Origin of the sequence: Sinomonas atrocyanea (assembly GCF_030812675.1) — a bacterium.
GTDB classification, from domain to species: Bacteria; Actinomycetota; Actinomycetes; order Actinomycetales; family Micrococcaceae; genus Sinomonas; species Sinomonas atrocyanea_B.
This window is the reverse complement of record NZ_JAUSTE010000001.1, coordinates 232,345-252,205: the sequence shown is the minus strand read 5'-3', so window position 1 is coordinate 252,205 and position 19,861 is coordinate 232,345. Positions and strand designations below refer to the sequence as shown.

Annotated in this window: 17 protein-coding genes and 1 riboswitch; of the genes, 6 read left to right on the top strand and 11 right to left on the bottom strand. The window is 73.0% G+C overall.

The window, feature by feature from the left end; all coding sequences use genetic code 11:
* Positions 1 to 452: 452 nt before the first annotated feature.
* Together J2W20_RS01150 and J2W20_RS01145 are read left to right on the top strand one after the other, a co-directional pair.
* Positions 453 to 1,865, top strand: coding sequence for an MFS transporter (locus J2W20_RS01150; protein ID WP_307003852.1), 1,413 nt, complete (start codon positions 453 to 455; stop codon positions 1,863 to 1,865).
* A complete protein-coding gene (locus J2W20_RS01145) occupies positions 1,855 to 2,259 on the top strand; it encodes a DUF2568 domain-containing protein (protein ID WP_307003851.1) in 405 nt (134 codons plus the stop codon). The genes J2W20_RS01150 and J2W20_RS01145 overlap by 11 nt, the downstream gene beginning before the upstream one ends.
* On the opposite strand, the gene J2W20_RS01140 is transcribed toward J2W20_RS01145, so the two are convergent.
* From J2W20_RS01140 to J2W20_RS01105, 8 genes are all read right to left on the bottom strand, one after another.
* Positions 2,256 to 2,969, bottom strand: coding sequence for a metal-dependent transcriptional regulator (locus J2W20_RS01140; protein ID WP_307003850.1), 714 nt, complete (start codon positions 2,967 to 2,969; stop codon positions 2,256 to 2,258). The genes J2W20_RS01145 and J2W20_RS01140 overlap by 4 nt on opposite strands.
* A 10-nt stretch (positions 2,970 to 2,979) precedes the next feature.
* Positions 2,980 to 4,200, bottom strand: coding sequence for an Nramp family divalent metal transporter (locus J2W20_RS01135; RefSeq protein WP_373457942.1), 1,221 nt, complete (start codon positions 4,198 to 4,200; stop codon positions 2,980 to 2,982).
* Between the two features lie 189 nt (positions 4,201 to 4,389).
* Positions 4,390 to 5,154: a class I SAM-dependent methyltransferase gene (locus J2W20_RS01130; protein WP_307003847.1), complete on the bottom strand. Its 765-nt coding sequence runs from the start codon at positions 5,152 to 5,154 to the stop codon at positions 4,390 to 4,392.
* 70 nt (positions 5,155 to 5,224) lie between these two features.
* Complete coding sequence (locus J2W20_RS01125) at positions 5,225 to 6,625, bottom strand: aminotransferase class V-fold PLP-dependent enzyme (RefSeq protein ID WP_307003845.1); 1,401 nt, start codon at positions 6,623 to 6,625, stop codon at positions 5,225 to 5,227.
* A gap of 29 nt (positions 6,626 to 6,654) precedes the next feature.
* A riboswitch (SAM riboswitch) is annotated at positions 6,655 to 6,769 on the bottom strand.
* A 107-nt stretch (positions 6,770 to 6,876) separates the two neighbouring features.
* Positions 6,877 to 7,698 carry a histidinol-phosphatase gene (gene hisN / locus J2W20_RS01120; protein WP_307003843.1) on the bottom strand — a complete coding sequence of 274 codons (822 nt, stop codon included), beginning with the start codon at positions 7,696 to 7,698 and terminating at the stop codon, positions 6,877 to 6,879.
* 63 nt (positions 7,699 to 7,761) lie between these two features.
* Positions 7,762 to 8,859 carry a ribosome small subunit-dependent GTPase A gene (gene rsgA, locus J2W20_RS01115; protein WP_307003841.1) on the bottom strand — a complete coding sequence of 366 codons (1,098 nt, stop codon included), beginning with the start codon at positions 8,857 to 8,859 and terminating at the stop codon, positions 7,762 to 7,764.
* A 1-nt stretch (position 8,860) separates the two neighbouring features.
* On the bottom strand, positions 8,861 to 10,186 hold the full coding sequence (gene aroA / locus J2W20_RS01110; RefSeq protein ID WP_307003839.1) for a 3-phosphoshikimate 1-carboxyvinyltransferase: 1,326 nt from the start codon (positions 10,184 to 10,186) through the stop codon (positions 8,861 to 8,863).
* A complete protein-coding gene (locus J2W20_RS01105; RefSeq protein ID WP_307003837.1) occupies positions 10,183 to 10,782 on the bottom strand; it encodes a DoxX family protein in 600 nt (199 codons plus the stop codon). Before J2W20_RS01105 ends, aroA begins: the two co-directional genes overlap by 4 nt.
* 271 nt (positions 10,783 to 11,053) lie before the next feature.
* Here J2W20_RS01105 and J2W20_RS01100 point away from each other — a divergent pair, with 271 nt between their 5' ends.
* Together J2W20_RS01100 and rsrA are read left to right on the top strand one after the other, a co-directional pair.
* Entirely contained in the window at positions 11,054 to 11,728 is a 675-nt protein-coding gene (locus tag J2W20_RS01100) for a sigma-70 family RNA polymerase sigma factor (protein WP_373457941.1), read from the top strand.
* Positions 11,725 to 11,982, top strand: coding sequence for a mycothiol system anti-sigma-R factor (rsrA, locus tag J2W20_RS01095; protein ID WP_307003835.1), 258 nt, complete (start codon positions 11,725 to 11,727; stop codon positions 11,980 to 11,982). Before J2W20_RS01100 ends, rsrA begins: the two co-directional genes overlap by 4 nt.
* 123 nt (positions 11,983 to 12,105) lie before the next feature.
* On the opposite strand, the gene J2W20_RS19175 is transcribed toward rsrA, so the two are convergent.
* The 3 genes from J2W20_RS19175 to J2W20_RS01085 form a co-directional block, all read right to left on the bottom strand.
* Positions 12,106 to 12,180: a 50S ribosomal protein bL37 gene (locus tag J2W20_RS19175; protein WP_369299106.1), complete on the bottom strand. Its 75-nt coding sequence runs from the start codon at positions 12,178 to 12,180 to the stop codon at positions 12,106 to 12,108.
* Positions 12,181 to 12,341: 161 nt separating this feature from the next.
* Positions 12,342 to 12,944 carry a GDSL-type esterase/lipase family protein gene (locus J2W20_RS01090; protein ID WP_307003833.1) on the bottom strand — a complete coding sequence of 201 codons (603 nt, stop codon included), beginning with the start codon at positions 12,942 to 12,944 and terminating at the stop codon, positions 12,342 to 12,344.
* Positions 12,945 to 13,174: 230 nt separating this feature from the next.
* Positions 13,175 to 17,020, bottom strand: coding sequence for a multifunctional oxoglutarate decarboxylase/oxoglutarate dehydrogenase thiamine pyrophosphate-binding subunit/dihydrolipoyllysine-residue succinyltransferase subunit (locus J2W20_RS01085; RefSeq protein WP_307003832.1), 3,846 nt, complete (start codon positions 17,018 to 17,020; stop codon positions 13,175 to 13,177).
* Between the two features lie 405 nt (positions 17,021 to 17,425).
* Here J2W20_RS01085 and J2W20_RS01080 point away from each other — a divergent pair, with 405 nt between their 5' ends.
* Positions 17,426 to 18,784, top strand: a complete 1,359-nt coding sequence (locus tag J2W20_RS01080; RefSeq protein ID WP_307003829.1) for a hemolysin family protein — start codon at positions 17,426 to 17,428, stop codon at positions 18,782 to 18,784.
* Positions 18,784 to 19,842 (top strand): hemolysin family protein, encoded by a 1,059-nt coding sequence (locus J2W20_RS01075; RefSeq protein WP_307003827.1) that lies wholly within the window; start codon positions 18,784 to 18,786, stop codon positions 19,840 to 19,842. Before J2W20_RS01080 ends, J2W20_RS01075 begins: the two co-directional genes overlap by 1 nt.
* Positions 19,843 to 19,861 lie beyond the last annotated feature (19 nt).

The following is a 19,861-nucleotide window of genomic DNA, read 5'->3' as shown; positions in this document are numbered from 1 at the left end:
GCACGGTTCGAGCCGCCTTAGGCGGCCGCCCCCCCTGCGCTCAGTCCCGGACGAGCACGGACCGCAGCACGGGCCCGAGCAGCCGCGAATACGCTCCCGCGAGGTGGCCGCCGCTGCTGCGGTCCTGGAGGCGACGACAGGCCCAGTCCGCGGACGGCAGCCACTGGGCGGTGGTGAAAGCGGCGGCCGTTTCCCGAGGCACTCAACCGTCCGCCGACGGGCGCGGTGGTGCGCTGCTGCGCTGCTCGGCGCCCCCGGCGCTGCCGCACGACATGGCGGTTGCGGGGGCTGACCGCGTCGGTCGATCCGCCGTCGCGAGTCTAACGCTGCGGAGTAGCGGGCCGCGAACCGGCGGCCGGGGCCGGTGGCACCGCCCTCGGCCCAGGGGAGGCCGGCGCCGGCGCATCGCCCCAGATCTCGTACCGGACGGGGATAGCGGGGAGGATGGCCCTGTGAACCCTCCGGATGCGGCCGGTCTGCGCCGCGTACTGCTCGCGGCCGTCACCTCGAGCTGCCTCGTGATCATCGACTCCTCAGGGGTGAGCCTCGCGCTCCCGGCGATCCAGCGCGAGCTGGGCGGCGGCCTCCTCCTCCAACAGTGGGTGGTGGACGGCTACCTCCTCACCCTCGGCTCGCTGCTCCTGGCGGCCGGGGCAGTCGCTGACCGCTGGGGCACCGAGCGGGTGCTCGCCGTGGGCACGGCCGCGTTCACGCTCATGTCCGTGGCCTGCGGCCTCGCACCGGCCGGCTGGGTCCTCGTCGCTGCCCGGGTCCTCCAGGGCGCGGCGGGAGCGCTCATCACGCCCAGCGCCCTCGCCCTCATCACGGCCTCCGCGGAGGGGCCGGTCCGACTCCGGCTGATCGCCCGGTGGACGGCGTGGACGGCGGCGGCCTCCGTTGCTGCGCCGTTCATCGGCGGCGCCCTCGTGACGCTGGGCAGCTGGCGGCTCGTGTTCCTGGTCAACCTCGTCCCCGCGGCCGTCCTGGCCCGCCCGCTCGCGGTGCTGCGGCGCGGCGCAGCCCCGCGGCCGCCGCAGACGGAGCCGTTCGACCTGGCGAGCGCGGCGCTGGGAGTCGTGGGCCTCGGCGGGATCGTGCTGGGGCTGATCTGGCAGACGACGCTGGGATGGGCGAGTGCCTGGGTGCTCGGCCCGCTCGCGGTCGGGGCCGCGGCGGTGGCGGCCTACGCCGCGCAGCAGCGCCGGGCCGCCGCGCCGCAGCTCCCGCTGGCACTCTTCCGAAACCGCACGTTCGCGGCCGGCAACGTGGCCACGGTCTGGGCCTACGGCGCCCTCGGGCTCGGTGCCTTCCTCGTGGGCCTGTACCTCCAGCAGCGGATGGGGCTGACGGCGTTCGCGGCCGGCGTGGGGATGCTTCCCGCCACCCTGCCGATGCTCTTCCTCTCCGGCACGGTGGCGCGGCTCACGGCCCGCACGGGGCCGCGGCTGCCGATGGCGGCCGGCCCGGCCATCGCCGCCGCCGGCTTCGCCTGGCTCGCCCTGTCCGCTCCGCCGCTGGGGTACTGGCGGGACGTCTTCGGCCCCATGGTGCTGCTGGGGCTGGGCCTTGCCATCATGGTGGCGCCGCTGACCTCGACGGTCCTCGGGGCGGTGCCGGCCGGGTCAGAGGGCGTGGGCTCGGCGGTGAACAACGCCGCCGCGCGCATCGCGTCCCTCGTGGCGATCGCGGCCTCGGGGGCGATCGTCGGAGGGGTGCTCGACGACGTCGGCTTCCGGCGCGGGACGGCGGCGACGGCGCTCCTGCTCGCCGCCGCCGCGGCAACCTCCGCCGTGGGCATCCCGGCCGCTAGGATCAGGGCACGGGGGCACCGCACGAGTTCTGGGAGGGACCACCATGACCTCTGACGCCACGCGGCGCCGGGCGGACCGGAGGCCCGCCGCACGGGGACGCGAGGCCACAGGCGGGCCGTGGGGCACGCTGCATGCCGCGCTCGCGTTCCTCCTCGAGGTGGCGACCCTGGGGGCCTGCTGGCATCTGGGCAGCAGGCTCGCGCCCGGGGCCGGCGGCGCGGTCGGGGGCCTGCTCCTGGCCGCCGCGTTCGCCGTCGCCTGGGGCGTGTTCATGGCGCCCCGGGCGCCCAGGAGAGTCCCCTGGCCCTGGCGGCCCCTCGTGGCCCTGGGCGCGTTCGGAGCGGCCGGGTTCGCCGCTGCGGCCGCCGGACAGCCACTGGGCCTCGCGCTGGCGGTAGCCGCCCTGGCGGACACGGTGCTCGCCTTCTGGCTCCAGCGGAAGTACTAGGCCCCGGGCTCGAGCGTGCAGCCCTGGTGCGGCTGGCCGCTGCGGACCCACACGGCGTCGGCCACCTCGTCCGCGACGTCGAAATCGCGCGAGGCGCCGCCCTCGTCGATGCGCACCACGAGCGGACCGCCGAACGGCTTGCGCCGCACCACGGTCACCTCCGTGTCGAGGGAGATCCTCTCGTGTGCCAGGTAGCGGAGCAGCTCGGGGTTCTCGTCGCTGATGCGCGTGATGCGTCCCGCGTGCCCGGGATCCAGCTCGCGCAGACGGTGGGCGTCGATGCGGGGCACAGTTCCCTCCGCCGTCGGGATCGGGTCCCCGTGCGGGTCGCGGGCGGGGTTCCCCAGCTTGGCCGCGAGCCGCTCGACGAAGAGATCGGAGACCGCGTGCTCGAGCAGCTCCGCCTCGACGTGCACCTCGTCCCAGCTGTACCCGAGCTCGTTGACCAGGAAGGTCTCGAGCAGGCGGTGCCTGCGGACCATGGTGAGCGCCACGCGGCGCCCCTCCTCGGTGAGCCGCACGGCGCCGTACGGGCGGTGGTCCACGAGCCCGAGGTCCTTGAGCTTGCGGACCATCTCCGACACCGACGAGTTCGCCACCCCGAGCCGTGCCGCGAGCTGCGAAGACGTGATGGGAGCGTCCTGCCACTCGGTGAAGGCGTAGATCGTCTTCACGTAGTCCTCTGTGGACGAGGAGAGCTGGCTTTTCACGCCACTTACCCTACCGTCCGAGCAGGGGGCCGACCGTGAACCAGAGCAGGGCGAGGTTGAGCACGATGACCAGGGCCGCGCTGAGCCAGGCGGCGACCGCGAGCGGCGGCCGCAGGGTGTGGTCCCCGACCACGGCGGCCGAGGTGCTGAGCCGGATGAGCGGGACGAGGGCGAACGGGATGCCGAAGCTCAGCACCGCCTGGCTCACGACGAGGGCCCACGTGGGGTCCACGCCGAGGGCGAGGACCAGGACCGAGGGGACGAGGGTGATGGCCCGGCGGAGCACGAGCGGGATGCGCCGCTGGAGCAGGCCCTGCATGATCGTCGCACCGGCGTAGGAGCCCACGGCGGTGGAGGCGAGGCCGCTGGCGAGGAGCCCCACGGCGAAGACGATGCCCACCGCGGGGCCGAGCGCCCTCTCGATCGCCGCGTGCGCTCCCTCGATCGAGTCCGTGCCCTCGGTGCCGCCGAGGGTGGAGGCGGCGAGGAGGAGCATGCCGACGTTCACGACGCCGGCCGCACCGAGCGCGACGACCACGTCCACCCGGGTCCCCCGCAGGAGCCGCCGGATGGCGGGGGCGCCCGGGTGGCCGTCGGCGTCGCCGCGGTGGCGGTCGCGCGAGAGTGCGGAGTGGACGTAGATCGCGTGGGGCATCACGGTGGCGCCGAGCATCGAGGCGGCGAGCAGGACCGAGTCGGGGCCGTCGAACCGGGGCACGAGCCCGCCGGCCATGCCGGCCGGGGACGGCGGCCTGAGGGCGAGTCCGGCGAGGAAGCCGAGCGCGATGACGGCGAGGAGCGCGACGACCGCCAGCTCGAACCGCTGCTGGGTGCGGAAGTCCTGGATCGCGAGGATCCCCATCGAGACGACGCCGACGATCACGGCGCCCACGGGGAGCGGGACCCTGAACAGGAGCTGCAGTGCGAGCGCCCCGCCCACGACCTCGGCGAGGTCCGTGGCGAGCGCGACGATCTCCGCCTGCGCCCAGTAGAGCCGGCGCGGGCCGGGCCGGAGGCGGCGACCCAGGAGTTCTGGGAGCGTGCGGCCGGTGACGACCCCGAGCTTCGCCGAGAGGTACTGGACGAGCATCGCCATGAGGTTCGCGAGGACGAGGACCCACATGAGCAGGTAGCCGTAGCGTGCGCCGGCGGTCAGGTTCGCCGCGACGTTGCCCGGATCCACGTACGCCACCGAGGCGACGAAGGCGGGGCCGAGAGTCCCCAGGAGCATGGGCCAGCGGGAGCGGCCCGCGCCCGTTCGCTCCGCGGCCCTCAGCGTCCTGTCCACCGTCGACCGGCCTCCTCGCCAGCACCCGCTGGCGCTTAGACGCGCCAAACACATTTTTTCGGTACACCTAAATACTAGGGAGCGGAGCTGCGCCCGGCAAGGCTGCCCCGGGAAGCCGCGCTGCGAGGCGCCTCAGCCGGGGGCCTCCGTGGCGCGCCACGCCTGCGTGATGTACGGCAGGGCAAGGGCCTCGCCGGGGGAGTGGCCGAGGTGCTCGAAGAGGTACCACGCCAGGTTGTCCTCGACCCTGCGCCGGTGCTTCTCCGAGGCCCGCAGGTAGTAGCTGCGGGACTTCGTCAGCTCCACGATGCCCTCGGGGGTGATCGGATCCTCCCACGCGATCACGAGGGGCTCCCAGCCGTGGAGCTCGGGGCCGGACGGCGGCTGGTAGTCGGGCTTGTGGACGTCGCCGGCATGCATGATCCGGGAGAGCCGGTGGACCCAGGGGATGCGCGTGTCGAGCTGGTTCCACACGAGCCCGGCCCGGCCGCCCGGACGGAGCAGGCGGGCCGCCTCGCGGGTCGCCGCAGCCGTGTCGAACCAGTGCCAGGCCTGCGCCGCGACGACCACGTCCGTCGAGGCGGGCGGCAGCCCCGTCCTCTCGGCGGCCGCGGCGACGCACGTGACGGAGGGCAGCCGGGCGGCGAGCTGGGCCAGCATGTCCGCGGACGGGTCCACGGCCGTCACGGCGAGGCCCCGGGCGACGAGGAGCTCGGTGAACTTGCCGGTGCCGGCGCCGAGGTCCACGGCGGTGCGCGCCCCGTCCGGGACGATCCAGTCGGCCGCCTGCACCGGGTAGCCCGGGCGGACCCGTTCGTAGTGCTCGCCGCCTGCGGCGAAGGCCCCGGCGAGCTCACGCCGCCGGGCATCGTCGAACTTCGGCCCGCCCCGTCCCATAGTCCCTCCTGCGCCATAGTCCTCCCTGAGGATTCCGGCTCACCACTCTACGGCCCGCGGACGATGCCGTTCAGTTCCCGGGGGTGCACGGCGCCGCCCCCGCGGTGCCCGGCGTGTTCGGCGCCCAGAGGGGGAACGGGCGGGTGTCCCGGGCTGGCACCCAGCGCCCGGCGTCGATCGCGTAGTCGATGCCCAGCCCCGCCTCCACGAGCTGCCGGACCGCCGCGACGAGCCGCTCGACGTCCTCGAGCCTCGACCCGACCCCGAAGCTGGCCCGCAGCGACCCCGCGGGCAGGCCCAGCCGGGTCAGGGCAGGGTGGGCGCAGAATCTCCCGTCGCGCACGCCGATGCCGTGCTCGGCAGAGAGGTAGGCGGCCGCGAGGCCCGCGTCGTAGCCGGCGACCGAGAAGTTCACCACGCCGATCGCCGACGGTGCGTCGGCGAAGAGCCTGTGGACGCCGACGCCGTCGATGGTCTCGAGCCCCTCCACGAGCGCGGCGCGCAGCTGCTCCTCGTGCCGCGCCCACGCAGCGGGGTCGAGAGAGCCGAGGATCTGGGCGGCATGGGCGAGCGTCGCGGCGCCGAGGACGTTGGGGGAGCCGGCCTCGTGGCGGGCGGGGCCGGCCGCCCAGGCCACGGATTCGAGCCGCACCTCGCTGACCGCGCCCCCGCCGGCGAGGTGCGGGCGGCCGGCGTCGAGCCAGTCGGGACGGCCCACGAGCACGCCGCTGCCGAAGGGGGCGTAGAGCTTGTGGCCCGAGAAGGCGAGGTAGTCGATGTCCGTCCCGGCGGCGTCGCCGCCGGCCATGCGGATCCGGCGGTGCGGGGCGAGCTGCGCCGCGTCGACGAGGATCCTCGCGCCGTGCCGGTGGGCGAGGGAGGCGAGCTCGGCGAGGGGCAGGACCTCGCCGGTGACGTTGGAAGCGCCGGTGACGGCGAGCAGGCCCACCCCGCCCCGGGCGAGCTCGGCACCGAGGCGCCCGAGCGTCTCGGCGACCGTGTCCGCGGCGACGACGCTGCGGTGCGGGCGGCCCTGCCAGGGCAGGAGGTTCGCGTGGTGCTCGATGTCGAGGTAGAGGACGTCGAGGCCGGGCGGGACGCAGCCGGCGAGCAGGTTGAGGGAGTCGGTGGTGTTGCGCGTGAACACGACCGCGTCGTCGGGCCTCGCCCCGACGAAGCCGCGCACGATCCCGCGGGCGTTCTCGTACACGCTCGTGCTGATCTGCGAGGCGTAGCCGGCGCCGCGGTGCACGCTGGCGTAGAAGGGCAGCACCTCGTTCAGGTAGTCGGCGACCTCGGCCAGCGCGGGGGCCGACGCGGCGTAGTCGAGGTTCGCGTACCGCACGCTCCCGCCGCCCACGAGGGGAGCGGCGAGATCGGCGCCGACGACGGCGGCGAGCGGCTCGAGCGCGTCGGGGTACCGGGCGCCCAGCCCGGCAGCGGCGGCGGTGGGGGACAGGACAGTGCTCATCGGCGTTCCTCACGAACGAGGGACCCTCGGGTCCGCGCTTGCCGTGTCCGCTCCGGACCGGCCCGGTCGTCACCCGGGGCACCCCGCCGCGTCAGGGAGGGTTGCCGGCCAGCAAACCGGGGTTTCGCGCTGGCACTCGTGACCTTGGGAAAGACCCTAGGGCACCGCCGCCGCAGGGCGCACGCCGACCGGGCCGAGTGCGGCCAGTGTGACGAACGGTGACCGGCGCGCGCCCGGGGCGCCGGCCCGCGTCAGCTCTGCAGGAGGTCGTCGCGGCCCGGGGTGAGCTTCGCGAGCACCTCGGAGTGCAGGATGCCGTTCGTCGCGAGCGCGTTGCCGCCCCACGGGCCGTCCTGCCCGTCGAGGGAGGTGAAGCGACCACCGGCCTCGGTGACGATCGGCACGAGCGCTGCCATGTCGTAGAGCGCGAGCTCGGGCTCGGTGGCGATGTCCACGGCGCCCTCGGCGACGAGGCAGTAGGACCAGAAGTCCCCGTAGGCCCGGGTGCGCCACACCTCGTCGGTCAGGCCGATGAAGTCCTCGAGGCTGCCGCGCTCCCTCCAGCCGGACAGCGAGGAGTAGGACAGGGAGGCGTCCTGCAGCTTCGACACGTCGGAGACCTTCAGCCGCGTCGCCGAGGCCAGGGACCGCCCGGTGTAGGCGCCGGTGCCCCTGGCCGCCCACCACCGCCGCCCGAGGGCCGGGGCGCTCACCACACCGACCACGATCTCATCGCCGTCGGCCAGGGCAATCAGGGTGGCCCACACGGGCACGCCCCGCACGAAGTTCTTGGTGCCGTCGATCGGGTCGATGATCCAGCGCCGCGACCCGTGCCCGGTGGTGCCGAACTCCTCGCCCACCACCGCGTCGCGCGGCCGCGAGCGGGAGAGCTGGCCGCGGATCGCCTCCTCGGCGGCGCGGTCGGCGTCGGTGACCGGGGTGAGGTCCGGCTTGGTCTCCACCTTCAGGTCGAGGGCCTTGAACCGCTCCATCGTCTGGGCGTCGACCGAGTCCGCCAGGACATGGGCGAGGCGGAGGTCGTCGTTGTAGGAGGTCTCGGTCGCTGAGGTCATGGACCCCACGCTATCCCGTGGGGCGCGCCACAGCCGCGAGGCGCAGCGCAGACGGGGCAGCGCCTAGACCCCGAGTTCCTTCTCCTCCGCCGCCTCCTCGCGCGGTCCTGCCCCGAGGAGGCGGCGCAGCGACGCGAGGCGGGCGGGTCCGGCGCCGCCCGCGTGGCCGGCCGCCACCCAGGCGTCGAGGCCGCAGTGCACGGCCGCCGCGTCGTGCCGGCAGCCGCGCTCGCACGCCTCGATCCCCGGCTCGAGGTCGCCGAAGGCGTGCAGGATCCGGTCCGGGTCCACGTGGGCGAGCCCGAAGGAGCGGATGCCGGGCGTGTCGATGATCCAGCTGCCGGGCGGGGCATCCGCGAGGCGCAGGGCGAGCGCCGAGGAGGAGGTGTGCCGGCCGCGCCCGGTCACCGCGTTGACGCCTCCCGTGGCGCGGCCGGCGCCGGTGAGCGCGTTGACCATGGTCGACTTGCCCACGCCCGAGTGGCCCAGGAGCACGGTGACATGGCCCTCGAGCTGTGCGCGGAGCCGTTCGACGGCCTCCTCGTCGAGCGTGGCCGAGGCGCCCTCTTCGGGCTGTGTGCCCGCTGCGGTCTCCTCGGCGGTGCGGCTTACCACGACGGTGAGGGGCAGGAGCCGGTAGTTGGCCAGGAGCGCGGCGGGATCCTTCAGGTCCGCCTTCGTCACGAGCAGGAGCGGCTCGATCCCTGCGTCATAGGCCGCGACGAGGGCGCGGTCGATGAATCCGGTGCGGGGCTCCGGATTGGCGGCGGCGACCACGATCACGAGCTGGTCCGCATTCGCGACGACGACGCGCTCGACAGGGTCGGTGTCATCGGCACTGCGCCGCAGGACGGTAGAGCGCTCCTCGATCCGGACGAGCCGCGCGAGCGTATCGGGGCGGCCGCTGACGTCGCCGACGAGGCCGACGAAGTCGCCGGGCACCACCGGCGTGCGGCGCAGCTCCCGGGCACGCGCGGCGATCACCACGCGCTCCTGGGGCGTGTCCTCGTCGAGGACCGCCGTGTAGCGCCCGCGGTCGACCGTGACGATGCGGCCCACGACCGCGTCATCGTGGCTCGGCCGGTCCTTGGTGCGCGGCCGGCTCCCGCGCTTGTTCGGGCGGACGCGGACATCGCTCTCGTCCCACTCGCGCTGCCCCATGCTACGAGGAGGCCCCAGCCTGCGCATGCTGGCCCAGCATGCGCGCCCACATCTCGGGGAACTCCGGCATGGTCTTGGCGGTCGTGGCGATGTCCTCGACCTCGACCCCGGGCACGGCGAGGCCCAGGATGGCCCCGGCCGTGGCCATACGGTGGTCCGCGTACGAGTGCACCACGCCGCCGTGCAGCGGGGCAGGCCTGATGACCAGTCCGTCCTCGGTCTCCTCGGCATCCCCGCCCAGCCTCGTGATCTCCGCGACGAGGGCCGCGAGCCGGTCGGTCTCGTGCCCCCGCAGGTGCGCGATGCCGGTGAGGCGCGAGGGCGAGTCCGCGAGGGCGCACAGCGCAGCCACGGTCGGGGCGAGCTCGCTGGTGTCGGCCAGGTCCGCGCCCGTGATGCGCTCCCCGCCGCGGACGGTGAGGGTGCCGGCGTCGAGGCTCACGCGGGCGCCGAGGCGCGGGAGGATCTCGCGCCAGGCGTCGCCGACCTGGGTCGTGTGCTCGGGCCAGTTGGGCACGCGGACGGTGCCACGGGTGGCGAGCGCCGCGGCGAGGAACGGGCCGGCGTTGGAGAGGTCCTGCTCGATCCGGACGTCGAAGGCCCGGATCGGCCCGGGCGCGACGACCCAGTGGTGGGGGACCGTGTCGTCGACCTCCACACCCACGCCCCGGAGGACCTCGACGGTCATCGAGATGTGGTCCAGGCTCGGCACCGGGCCGCCCACGTGCTCGAGGTGGAGCCCGTCGGCGAAGCGCGCGCCCGCCAGCAGCAGTGCGGAGACGAACTGGCTCGAGCCGCTCGCATCGACGGCGATGTGGCCCCCGCGCACCGCACCGGTGCCGTGCACCGTGAACGGCAGCGAGCGCGGTGCGCCGCCGTCGGGCGACGTGAGCTCGACGCCGAGCGCGCGGAGGGCATCGATGACGGGCCCCATGGGGCGCACCCGCGCGTGCGGATCGCCGTCGAACGCGATGTCCCCGCGGGCGAGCGCCGCGAGCGGCGGCACGAAGCGCATCACCGTGCCGGCCAGCCCACAGTCCACGGACGTGCGGCCGAGATCGGGGGCGGGCCCGTGGGCGGCCGGGGTGATCTCGAGGTCGGGGCCGTACTCGCCGTCGCCCTCGACCTCCGTCACGGTGGCGCCGAGCGCGCGCAGGGCCCCGACCATGAGGGCGGAGTCGCGCGAGTGGAGCGGCGCCCGCAGGCGCGAGGGGCCGTCGGCGAGGGCCGCCAGCACCAGGTAGCGGTTGGTCAGCGACTTCGAGCCGGGCACGGTGACGGTGGCGTCGACCGGCACGTCGGCGAAGGGCGCCGGCCAGTGGCTCACGAGAGGACGTCCGAGGCGGCGCTGGCCGCTTCCTTCGCCGCAGAGCGCACGGTGTGCTGCGCCCGCCGGGCCGTGTGCTCGGCTCGGCGCGCCGCGCGCTGGACCGCCTTGCCCGTGCGCTTCTCGGCGGCGGCGAACTGGCGCCGGCCGGCCTTGCCTGCGTCCGCGGCGAGGTGCTGCGTGCGCCAGGCGAGGGAGGGGCGCCCGTTGGTGTCGACGCTCGCGAGCAGCACACCGCCCAGGAGCGAGAGGTTCTTCAGCAGGCCGCTCCGGCGCGCCTCGCGGCCCGCCGGAGTGCTGATGTCGGCGCTGCGCCACTCGACGAAGGTGTTCAGCGCGCTCGTGATCGCGAGCACGGAGGCGGACAGCCGGGGGGCCTTGCCGAGGGCGAACAGGATGCCGGCGCCGAGCTGGCTTGCTCCCACAGCCCGGGCGAGGACCTTCTCGTCCACCTGGATCGGGAGGGCGTCGGCTGCCTGGCGCAGCACGGGCGAGAGCTGCTCGGCCGTGTCATCCGCGTTCTTCAGCTTTCCCGCGCCGGCGACGATGAATGACGAGCCAAGAAGCGGTCGGGCGAGGAATCGGACTGCGGACATCGGGCCTCCTGAGGCTTGGTTCGGGCGTGTTCCGACGCGACCCAGTCTGGCACCTTTGGGGAATATTTTCCTTCTCCCGCCGCGTTCTCCCTCGTGTCCGGCGGGCACAGCGCCCCCGCAGCAGCCCCGCGGAGCCCCCTCTGCGGCGCCGTCGGGCACCGTGACGATGCGCCGAGTGGCGCCGCTGGAAGGAAGGAGCGCAGTGCTGGTCCTTGAACGCCCTGATGTGCGCACAGCAGTCCGTGCGGCACCGACAGTAGACTGGGCGGCGATGAGTGCCCCCGAGTCCCACGAGCCAGAGCCCCCCGTCCACGGTCCGGGTGGCGGGGCGGACGCACGCGCTGCGGAGACCGACGACCAGCGCCGCGAGCGCTTCGAGCGCGACGCCATGCAGTACGTCGACCAGCTCTACTCGGCTGCGATGCGCATGGCACGCAACCCTGCCGACGCCGAGGACCTGGTGCAGGAGGCGTACGCGAAGGCGTTCGCCGCCTTCCACCAGTACAAGCCGGGCACCAACCTGAAGGCCTGGCTGTACAGGATCCTCACGAACACGTACATCAACCTGTACCGCAAGCGGCAGCGCGAGCCCCAGCAGGCCCAGACGGACAGCGTCGAGGACTGGCAGCTCGCGCGGGCCGAATCGCACACCTCGACCGGGCTGCGCTCCGCCGAGGCGGAGGCGCTGGACCACCTGCCGGACTCCGACGTCAAGGAGGCCCTGCAGTCGATCCCGGAGGAGTTCCGCCTCGCGGTCTACTTCGCGGACGTCGAGGGCTTCGCGTACAAGGAGATCTCGGAGATCATGAACACCCCCATCGGCACGGTCATGAGCCGCCTGCACCGCGGCCGCAAGATGCTCAGGGACCGTCTCGCGGACTACGCCGCCGAGCGCGGGTTCGCCGGAGCCCGGGCCGTGGCGGCATCCCAGGAGAAGGAACAATGAGCGATTGCCAAGGCCTGGGCGACTGTGACGACAGCCGCCTCCACCGGCTCTACGAGTACCTCGACGGAGCGCTCCCGGCGCACGAGGTCGCCGAGATCCGCGACCACCTCGAGTCGTGCCCCGAGTGCCTCGGGGAGCATGACCTGGAGTGCATGATCCGGTCTGCCATGAAGCGCAGCTGCCACGAACAGGCGCCGGCTGCGCTCAAGGACTCGATCCTGACCAAGATCCACTCCCTGCGCGCCGAGGCCTGAGCGGGCCGGCGGAGGCGAGCACAGACAGCGCGCCGAGCGCAGGCCGACAGCTCAGACAGATGATGCCCCGGACCCATGGGTCCGGGGCATCATCTGTGTCCGCGTCGCGGACCGTGGCTGCGCTCAGGTGTTGGGGCGCTTGCCGTGGTTCGCGCCTCCGCGCTTACGGTCACGACGCTTGCGTGCACGCTTGCTCATGGGCTGGCCTCCTTCTTTCGACTACAGGGGTTGGCGCCGTTGCCGGCACCGGTGGCCCAGAAGGCCATCGTTCAGTCTAGCCGATCGGGGCCAGCGGTGCGGCCGGGCCGCGGCCGCGTCGTCCCGGACGGTGCGCGGCCGGCGTCGGCGGGGTGGGCGCCCTACTGCGGCTGCGGGAGCCGCAGCCAGGGGAACCACCCGCGGTGCAGCACGAGCCACGCGATGAGGCCATAGCCGGCCTGCCCGGGCGCGCCGGCGTTGCCGGCGAGGTCAGTGCGCCACTGCTCGTGGTTCAGCAGCGGCGAGAACGTGTCGACGTAGTAGTAGTTGCGCCGGGTCGTGACGTCGGCGAAGGCCGTGTTGAGCTCCGCGAGCCGGCGGTTCTGGGCGGGATCGAGGGTGGGCGGCGGTCCGACCACGAAGACTTCGGCGCTGTTCTGCTGTGCGGTGTCGAGGATGTTCGCGACGTTCAGGCGGCTGCGCGCGGGGGAGACGCCGAAGGCGATGTCCCGTCCCGAGAGCCCGATGACGAGGCGGTTCTCGTAGCCGGCGGCGAAGCGCCGCATCGTCTCGACCTCCCAGCGGGCCGCGAGTCCCTCGGTGCCCTCCTCGGGCGTGGCGAGCACGTACGACTCGAGGGTCACCTCCTCGCGGGGCGTCCGCGCGAGCACCCGGCCGAACCAGCCCAGCGCCCGCGGGTCTCCGTTGCCGGCCAGGAGCTCGTCCCCGACCGCGGCGATCCGAAGCTTCCTCTCGTGGGCCATCCACACTCCCATCTCACGTCGGGGACCGAGCGGCCCCTGTCCTCGGCTTCCGAGTCTAGCCGCCGACGGGGAGCCGCCTCCGCTGCGTCGCGGGCCAGCCTCCACCGTGTTGGGGAGCCGCCTCCGTCGCAGGGGGCGCGACCACCGGGGGAGGGGCGCGGACGACGGCGGCGGCCGGCCCCCGCTGGGGAGCCGGCCGCCGCCGTGGCCACCTGGGCTCAGTGCTCAGTTCAGCGCGCGAACACCTCGCGGACGAGGACGTCGCCCTCGGCCGAGTGCCGCTTCATGGAGCCTGCGCTCGTCGCGGCCGAGGCTGCGCGCGAGACGAGCCGCAGCTCGCGCCGCAGCGACGGGATGAGGCGCACGGCCATGTACATCCACGGGCCCTGGTTGGACGGCTCGTCCTGCGCCCAGATGAGCTCGGCGTTCGGGTACTTCTCGAGCTCCGCCTTGATCTCCTCCTCGGGCAGCGGGTAGAGCTGCTCGACCCGGATGATCGCCGTCCGCGTGTCCTTGGCCTTGGTCCGGGCGGACAGCAGGTCGTAGTACAGGCGGCCGGAGACGAGGACCACCCGGTCCACGGCGCTCGCGTCCAGCTGCTCGTGCTCGCCGATGACCGGACGGAACGTGCCCGAGGTGAAGTCCTCGACGGTCGAGGCCGCGGCCTTGAGGCGCAGCAGCTGCTTCGGCGTGAAGACGATCAGCGGCTTGCGCGGGCGGCTGAAGGCCTGGCGGCGCAGCAGGTGGAAGTGCGACGCCGGGGTGCTCGGCTGGGCGACGATCATGTTCTGCTCGGCGCACAGCTGCAGGAAGCGCTCGATGCGGGCGGAGGAGTGGTCCGGCCCCTGGCCCTCGTAGCCGTGGGGCAGGAGCATGACGAGCGAGCTGCGCTGGCCCCACTTCTGCTCGGCCGAGGAGATGAACTCGTCGATGATCGTCTGGGCGCCGTTGACGAAGTCGCCGAACTGCGCCTCCCAGGCCACGAGCGTGTCCGGGCGCTCCACCGAGTACCCGTACTCGAAGCCGAGGGCCGCGTACTCCGACAGGGAGGAGTCGTAGATCGCGAGCCTGGCCTGCTCGTCCGAGAGGTGGGCGAGCGGGGTCCACTCGTCGCCGTTGCTGCGGTCGTGGAACACCGCGTGGCGCTGCACGAACGTGCCGCGGCGGGAGTCCTGGCCGGCGAGCCGGACCGGGACGCCCTCGGCGATGAGCGAGCCGAACGCGGCGATCTCGCCGAAGCCCCAGTCGATGCCGCCCTCGCGGGACATCTGCTCGCGCCGCTCGAGGAGCTGCTTGAGCTTGGGGTGGACGGCGAAGCCCTCGGGGATCGCGACGTGGGCCTGGCCGATCCGGGCCAGCGTCTCGGCGCTGATCGCGGTCGCGCGCTGCGAGGCGCCCGCGGCGTCGTCCTCCTGCTGGGCGAGGGGGCGCTCGAGGTCCGAGACCGCCTTCGCGTCGCCCGTGACGATCGGGATCGGCGAGGTCTGCGCCGCGTGCGTCTCGGCGAAGACGCGCTCGAGGCGCTCCTGGTAGTCGCGCAGGAGCTGCTCGGCTTCCTCCTGCGTGATGTCCCCGCGGCCGATCAGGCTCTCGGTGTAGAGCTTGCGGACCGAGCGCTTCGCCTCGATGAGGTTGTACATCATCGGCTGGGTCATCGACGGGTCGTCGCCCTCGTTGTGGCCGCGGCGGCGGTAGCACACGAGGTCGATGACGACGTCCTTGTGGAAGCGCTGCCGGAACCGGTAGGCCATCTGCGCCACGCGGACCACGGCCTCGGGGTCGTCGCCGTTGACGTGGAACACCGGCGCCTGGACCATCTTCGCCACGTCGGTGGAGTACACCGACGAGCGGGAAGCCGAGGGCGAGGTCGTGAAGCCGACCTGGTTGTTGACCACGATGTGGATCGTGCCGCCCGTGCGGTAGCCGCGCAGCTGGGAGAGGTTCAGCGTCTCCGCCACGACGCCCTGGCCGGCGAAGGCCGCGTCACCGTGGACGAGGATCGGCAGGACCGGGAACGCCTCGCCCCGGTCGAGGCGGTCCTGCTTGGCGCGGACGATGCCCTCGAGGACGGGGTCCACCGCCTCGAGGTGCGACGGGTTCGCGGCGAGGTAGACCTTGGTCTGCTTGCCGTTCTCCGCGGTGAAGGTCCCCTCGGTGCCGAGGTGGTACTTCACGTCGCCGGAGCCCTGCACGCTCCTGGGGTCCTGGGTGCCCTCGAACTCGCGGAACACCTGCGCGTAGGTCTTCCCGGCGATGTTCGTCAGCACGTTGAGGCGGCCGCGGTGGGCCATGCCGATCGCGACCTCGTCGAGCCCGTCCTCCGCCGCCTCCGACAGCGTCGCGTCGAGCATCGGGATGAGGGACTCGCCGCCCTCGAGGGAGAAGCGCTTCTGGCCGACGAACTTGGTCTGCAGGAACGTCTCGAACGCCTCGGCCGCGTTGAGGCGGGACACGATGCGCAGCTGCTCCTCGCGGCTGGGCTTCTTGTACGGGTGCTCGAGCTCGTCCTGGAACCACTTGCGCTCGGCCGGCTCCTGCAGGTGCATGTACTCGATGCCCGTGGTGCGGCAGTACGCGTCGCGCAGCACGCCCAGGATGTCGCGGAACTTCATCTTCGGCTTGCCGCCGAAGCCGCCCGTGGGCCACTCGCGGTCGAGGTCCCACAGCGTCAGGCCGTAGGTCAGCACGTCCAGGTCCGGGTGGCGTCGCTGGACGTACTCGAGCGGGTTCGTGTCCGCCATGAGGTGCCCGCGCACGCGGAACGCGTGGATGAGCTGCTGGATGCGCGCCACCTTGTTGATGGCGTCCTCCGGGTTGACCTGGAGGTCGGGGCTCCAGCGCACCGGCTCATAGGGGATGCGCAGCGACTCGAAGATCTCGTCGTAGAAGCCCTGCTCGCCCAGGAGGAGCTGGTGCACGATCCGGAGGAACTCGCCCGAGCCCGCGCCCTGGATGACGCGGTGGTCGTAGGTGGAGGTCAGCGTGATGATCTTGCCGACGGCCTGGAGCGCGAGGATCTTCTCGGACGCCCCCTGGAACTCGGCCGGGTACTCGAGGGCGCCCACGCCGATGATGGCGGCCTGGCCCTTGGAGAGGCGCGGAACCGAGTGGACCGTGCCGATGCCGCCCGGGTTGGTCAGCGAGACGGTGGTGCCGGCGTAGTCGTCGGCCGTGAGCTTGCCGTCGCGGGCGCGCTTGATGAGGTCCTCGTAGGTGTGCCAGAAGTCCGAGAAGTTCAGCGTCTCGGCCTTCTTGATGTTCGGCACGACGAGCAGGCGGCTGCCGTCCGGCTTGGGCAGGTCGATCGCGATGCCGAAGTTCACGTGCGCGTGCTGGATCGCGACGGGCTTGCCGTCCACGACGTCGTAGGAGACGTTCATCGACGGCATGAGCTTGAGCGCGCGGATCACGGCGTAGCCGATGAGGTGTGTGAAGGAGACCTTGCCGCCGCGCACCCGGGTGAGGTGGTTGTTGATGACGATGCGCTGGTCCATGAGGAGCTTCGCGGGCACGGCGCGCACGGTGGTCGCGGTCGGGACCTCGAGGCTCTGGACCATGTTGGTGGCGATGGCCTTGGCGGGGCCACGCAGCGTCGAGACGACGTCTTCCTCGATCGTCTCGTCCTTGGCCGTCTTGGGCAGCTGGGCGGGGATCAGGCCGGTGGTGGACGGGCGGGCACCGTCGCGCACGACGGCGGCGGCGCCCTTCTTCGGGGCCGCTTCCGGCTGCTTCGGGGCGGCTGCAGCGGCCGGCTTCGGCGCGGCCTGGGCCGCAGGCGCGCTCTGGGCTGCCGGCGCGGCCGGCGCGGCCGGGGCCTGGGACGCCGGGGCAGGAGCCTGCGCGGGCGCCGCGGGAGCCTGGACGGCCGGAATCTGCCGGGTCAGCGTGTCAACGGCAGGCCCCTTCGCCGTGCCGTTGGACGTGTGGCCGCTGTCCGAGTCGAAGGACTCGAACAGCGGCCACCACTTGGCGTCCACGGAATTCTTGTTCTGCTGGTACTGCTCGTAGAGCTCGTCCACAAGCCACTCGTTGCCTCCGAATTCCTCGGGCAGGCGGTGGGTTGGCAGTTCTGGCACTGGAGATACGCCTCTTCCATCGATACTTAGGCCCGCGTGTCAGCGGCTCCGCGCCTCGGCCCCGTACCGCGCGCCCGCGTGCTCCACCGGGCGATATTCGGGGGCTGGCCGTATCCGCCGACCGCCGTGGGCGCCGTCAGGAGCCCACACTCAAGGGTCCAGTCTAGTAAAGACCGGAGCGATTCGGGCGATTGTGAGTCCGCCGTCACACGTGGGTCGTGCCCCTCCGTACCCTCACGCGGCGCTGATAGGCTGGATCCACTATGGACGGCACCTCTAGATGCCGGCCTGGTCGCGGGGGCCCCACGGGCACCCGCCGCCCCAGAGCCGGCATGCACCGTGTACTTGCCCACCCGGTTTCCGCGCGAGCGGCCATGTCATGGCGCGGGGAGCTCGAGCACTGACGTGGAATGGCTCCTGCTGGCCGCCGGCCTGCTCCTCATCCTCGGCACGGGCTTCTTCGTGGCCGTCGAATTCTCCCTCGTGGCGCTCGACCGCGCCACCGTCCAGCGCAGCGTCGACGCGGGCGAGCCCGGGGCGGAGGCGCTCCTGCGCTGCCTCACGACCCTCTCGACCCAGCTCTCGAGCTGCCAGCTCGGCATCACCCTCACCACGCTCCTGACGGGCTACGTCATGGAGCCCTCGGTCGGCAGGCTCCTCGAGGGGCCCCTGCGCGCCGTCGGGGTGCCGGGGGCCACGGCGGTCTCCCTCACTGTGGCGATGGTCTTCGCGACCCTGCTGTCGATGCTCCTCGGCGAGCTCGTGCCGAAGAACCTCGCCATCGCCCGGGCGCTCGCGGTGGGCCGCGCCGTCGCCCGCCCCCAGCTGGTCTTCACCGCGGCCTTCAAGCCGGCGGTGATCCTCTTCAACGGCTTCGCCAACCGGGTGCTCGGGCTCGTGGGGATCGAGGCGAAGGAGGAGATCTCCGGCGCGCGCTCGCCGGCCGAGCTCTCCTCCCTGGTGCGGCGCTCCGCCGAGCTCGGCACGCTCGACGCCGGAACTGCGCGGTTCGTCTCGAGGACGCTGCGCTTCTCCGAGAAGACGGCGGCCGACGTCATGACCCCCCGCATCCGGGTGACGACCATCGACGCGGACGAACCCGTCGATGCCATCGTCGAGGCGGCCCGGGCGACCGGACACTCGCGCTTCCCGGTGATCGGCGAGTCGCCGGACGACGTGCGCGGCGTGGTCCATGTGAAGAAGGCCGTCGCGGTGCCGGCCAGGAAGCGCCGCGGGGTCCCGGCCGCCGCCATCATGACCGACATCCTCCAGGTGCCCGAGACGATCCACCTCGACGCGCTCATCTCCCAGCTGCGGGACGGGAACCTCCAGCTCGCCGCCGTCCTCGACGAGTACGGCGGCACCGCGGGCATCGTCACGCTCGAGGACCTCGTGGAGGAGATCGTCGGCGAGGTGGCCGACGAGCACGACCGGCGCGCGCCCGGGGTCCTGCAGAGCTCGGCGGGGGACTGGTACTTCCCCGGGCTCATGCGGCCCGACGAGGTCTCGGAGCAGGTCCCCGGGCTCCGGGTCGTGGACAGCCCCGCCTACGAGACCGTCGGCGGCTACGTCATGAGCGCACTGGGCCGCGTCGCCCAGACCGGCGACGCCCTCGAGGTCGGGGGCGGGACGCTCACGGTCGTGCGCATGGACGGCCGCAGGGTGGACCGCCTCCGGTTCACCCCGCCACCGCCCGAGGCGGGCGACGCCGAGGAGGCCGGCGCCCGGCACGCCGCCGGACGCGGTTCGGGGAGGGCCGCCTGATGGGGGACTGGGCCGGGATCCTCTGGCTCGCGGTGCTGCTGCTCGGCAACGCCTTCTTCGTCGCGAGCGAGTTCGCGATCATGAGTGCGCGGCGCAGCCAGATCGAGCCGCTCGCGGACGCCGGGTCGGGGAGGGCGAGGACCACCCTCCACGCGATGGAGAACGTCTCGCTCATGCTTGCCGCCGCACAGCTGGGCATCACCGTGTGCTCGCTGCTGATCCTCCAGGTCGCCGAGCCTGCGATCCACCACCTCATCGGCGGCCCGCTGCACGCGGTCGGCCTGCCCGTCGAGCTCGCGGACACCGCCGGATTCGTGGTCGCGCTCGCCGCGGTGACCTTCCTGCACGTCACGATCGGCGAGATGGTGCCGAAGAACATCTCGGTCTCCGCGGCCGACCGGGCCGCCGTGCTCCTCGCCCCGCTGCTGCTGGGCATGGCCCGCCTCGTCCGGCCCGTGATCTTCTTCCTCAACGGCAGCGCCAACGCCGTGCTCCACCTGCTGCGCGTCGAGCCGAAGGACGAGGTGACCTCGAGCTTCACCCTCGAGGAAGTCGCCTCGATCGTCGAGGAGTCGACCCGCAGCGGGCTCCTCGACGACGAGTCGGGCCTGCTCTCGGGAGCGCTCGAGTTCTCCGACCAGACCGCGGAGTCGATCATGGTCCCGGTCGAAGAGCTCGTCTCGCTCCCGACCAGCGCCACGCCGGCGGACTTCGAGAAGGCAGTCTCGCACACGGGCTTCTCCCGCTTCCCCATGGTCGACGACGACGGCGAGCTCGTGGGGTACCTCCACCTCAAGGACGTCCTGGCCATCGGGCCGGACGGGCGCGGGAAGCCGATCGGCGAGAGCCGCGTGCGCTCGCTGGCGAACCTCGGGCTCGACGACGAGATCGAGGATGCCCTCTCCGCGATGCAGAAGTCGGGCTTCCACCTGGCCCGCGTGATCGGGCCCGAGGGGTCCACGCGCGGGGTGGTGTTCCTCGAGGACGTCATCGAGAAGCTCGTGGGCGAGATCCGGGACGCGACCCAGAGCCAGGCGTTCCGCCGCCAGCGGGGCTAAGCGCGGTGGCTGAGGACAG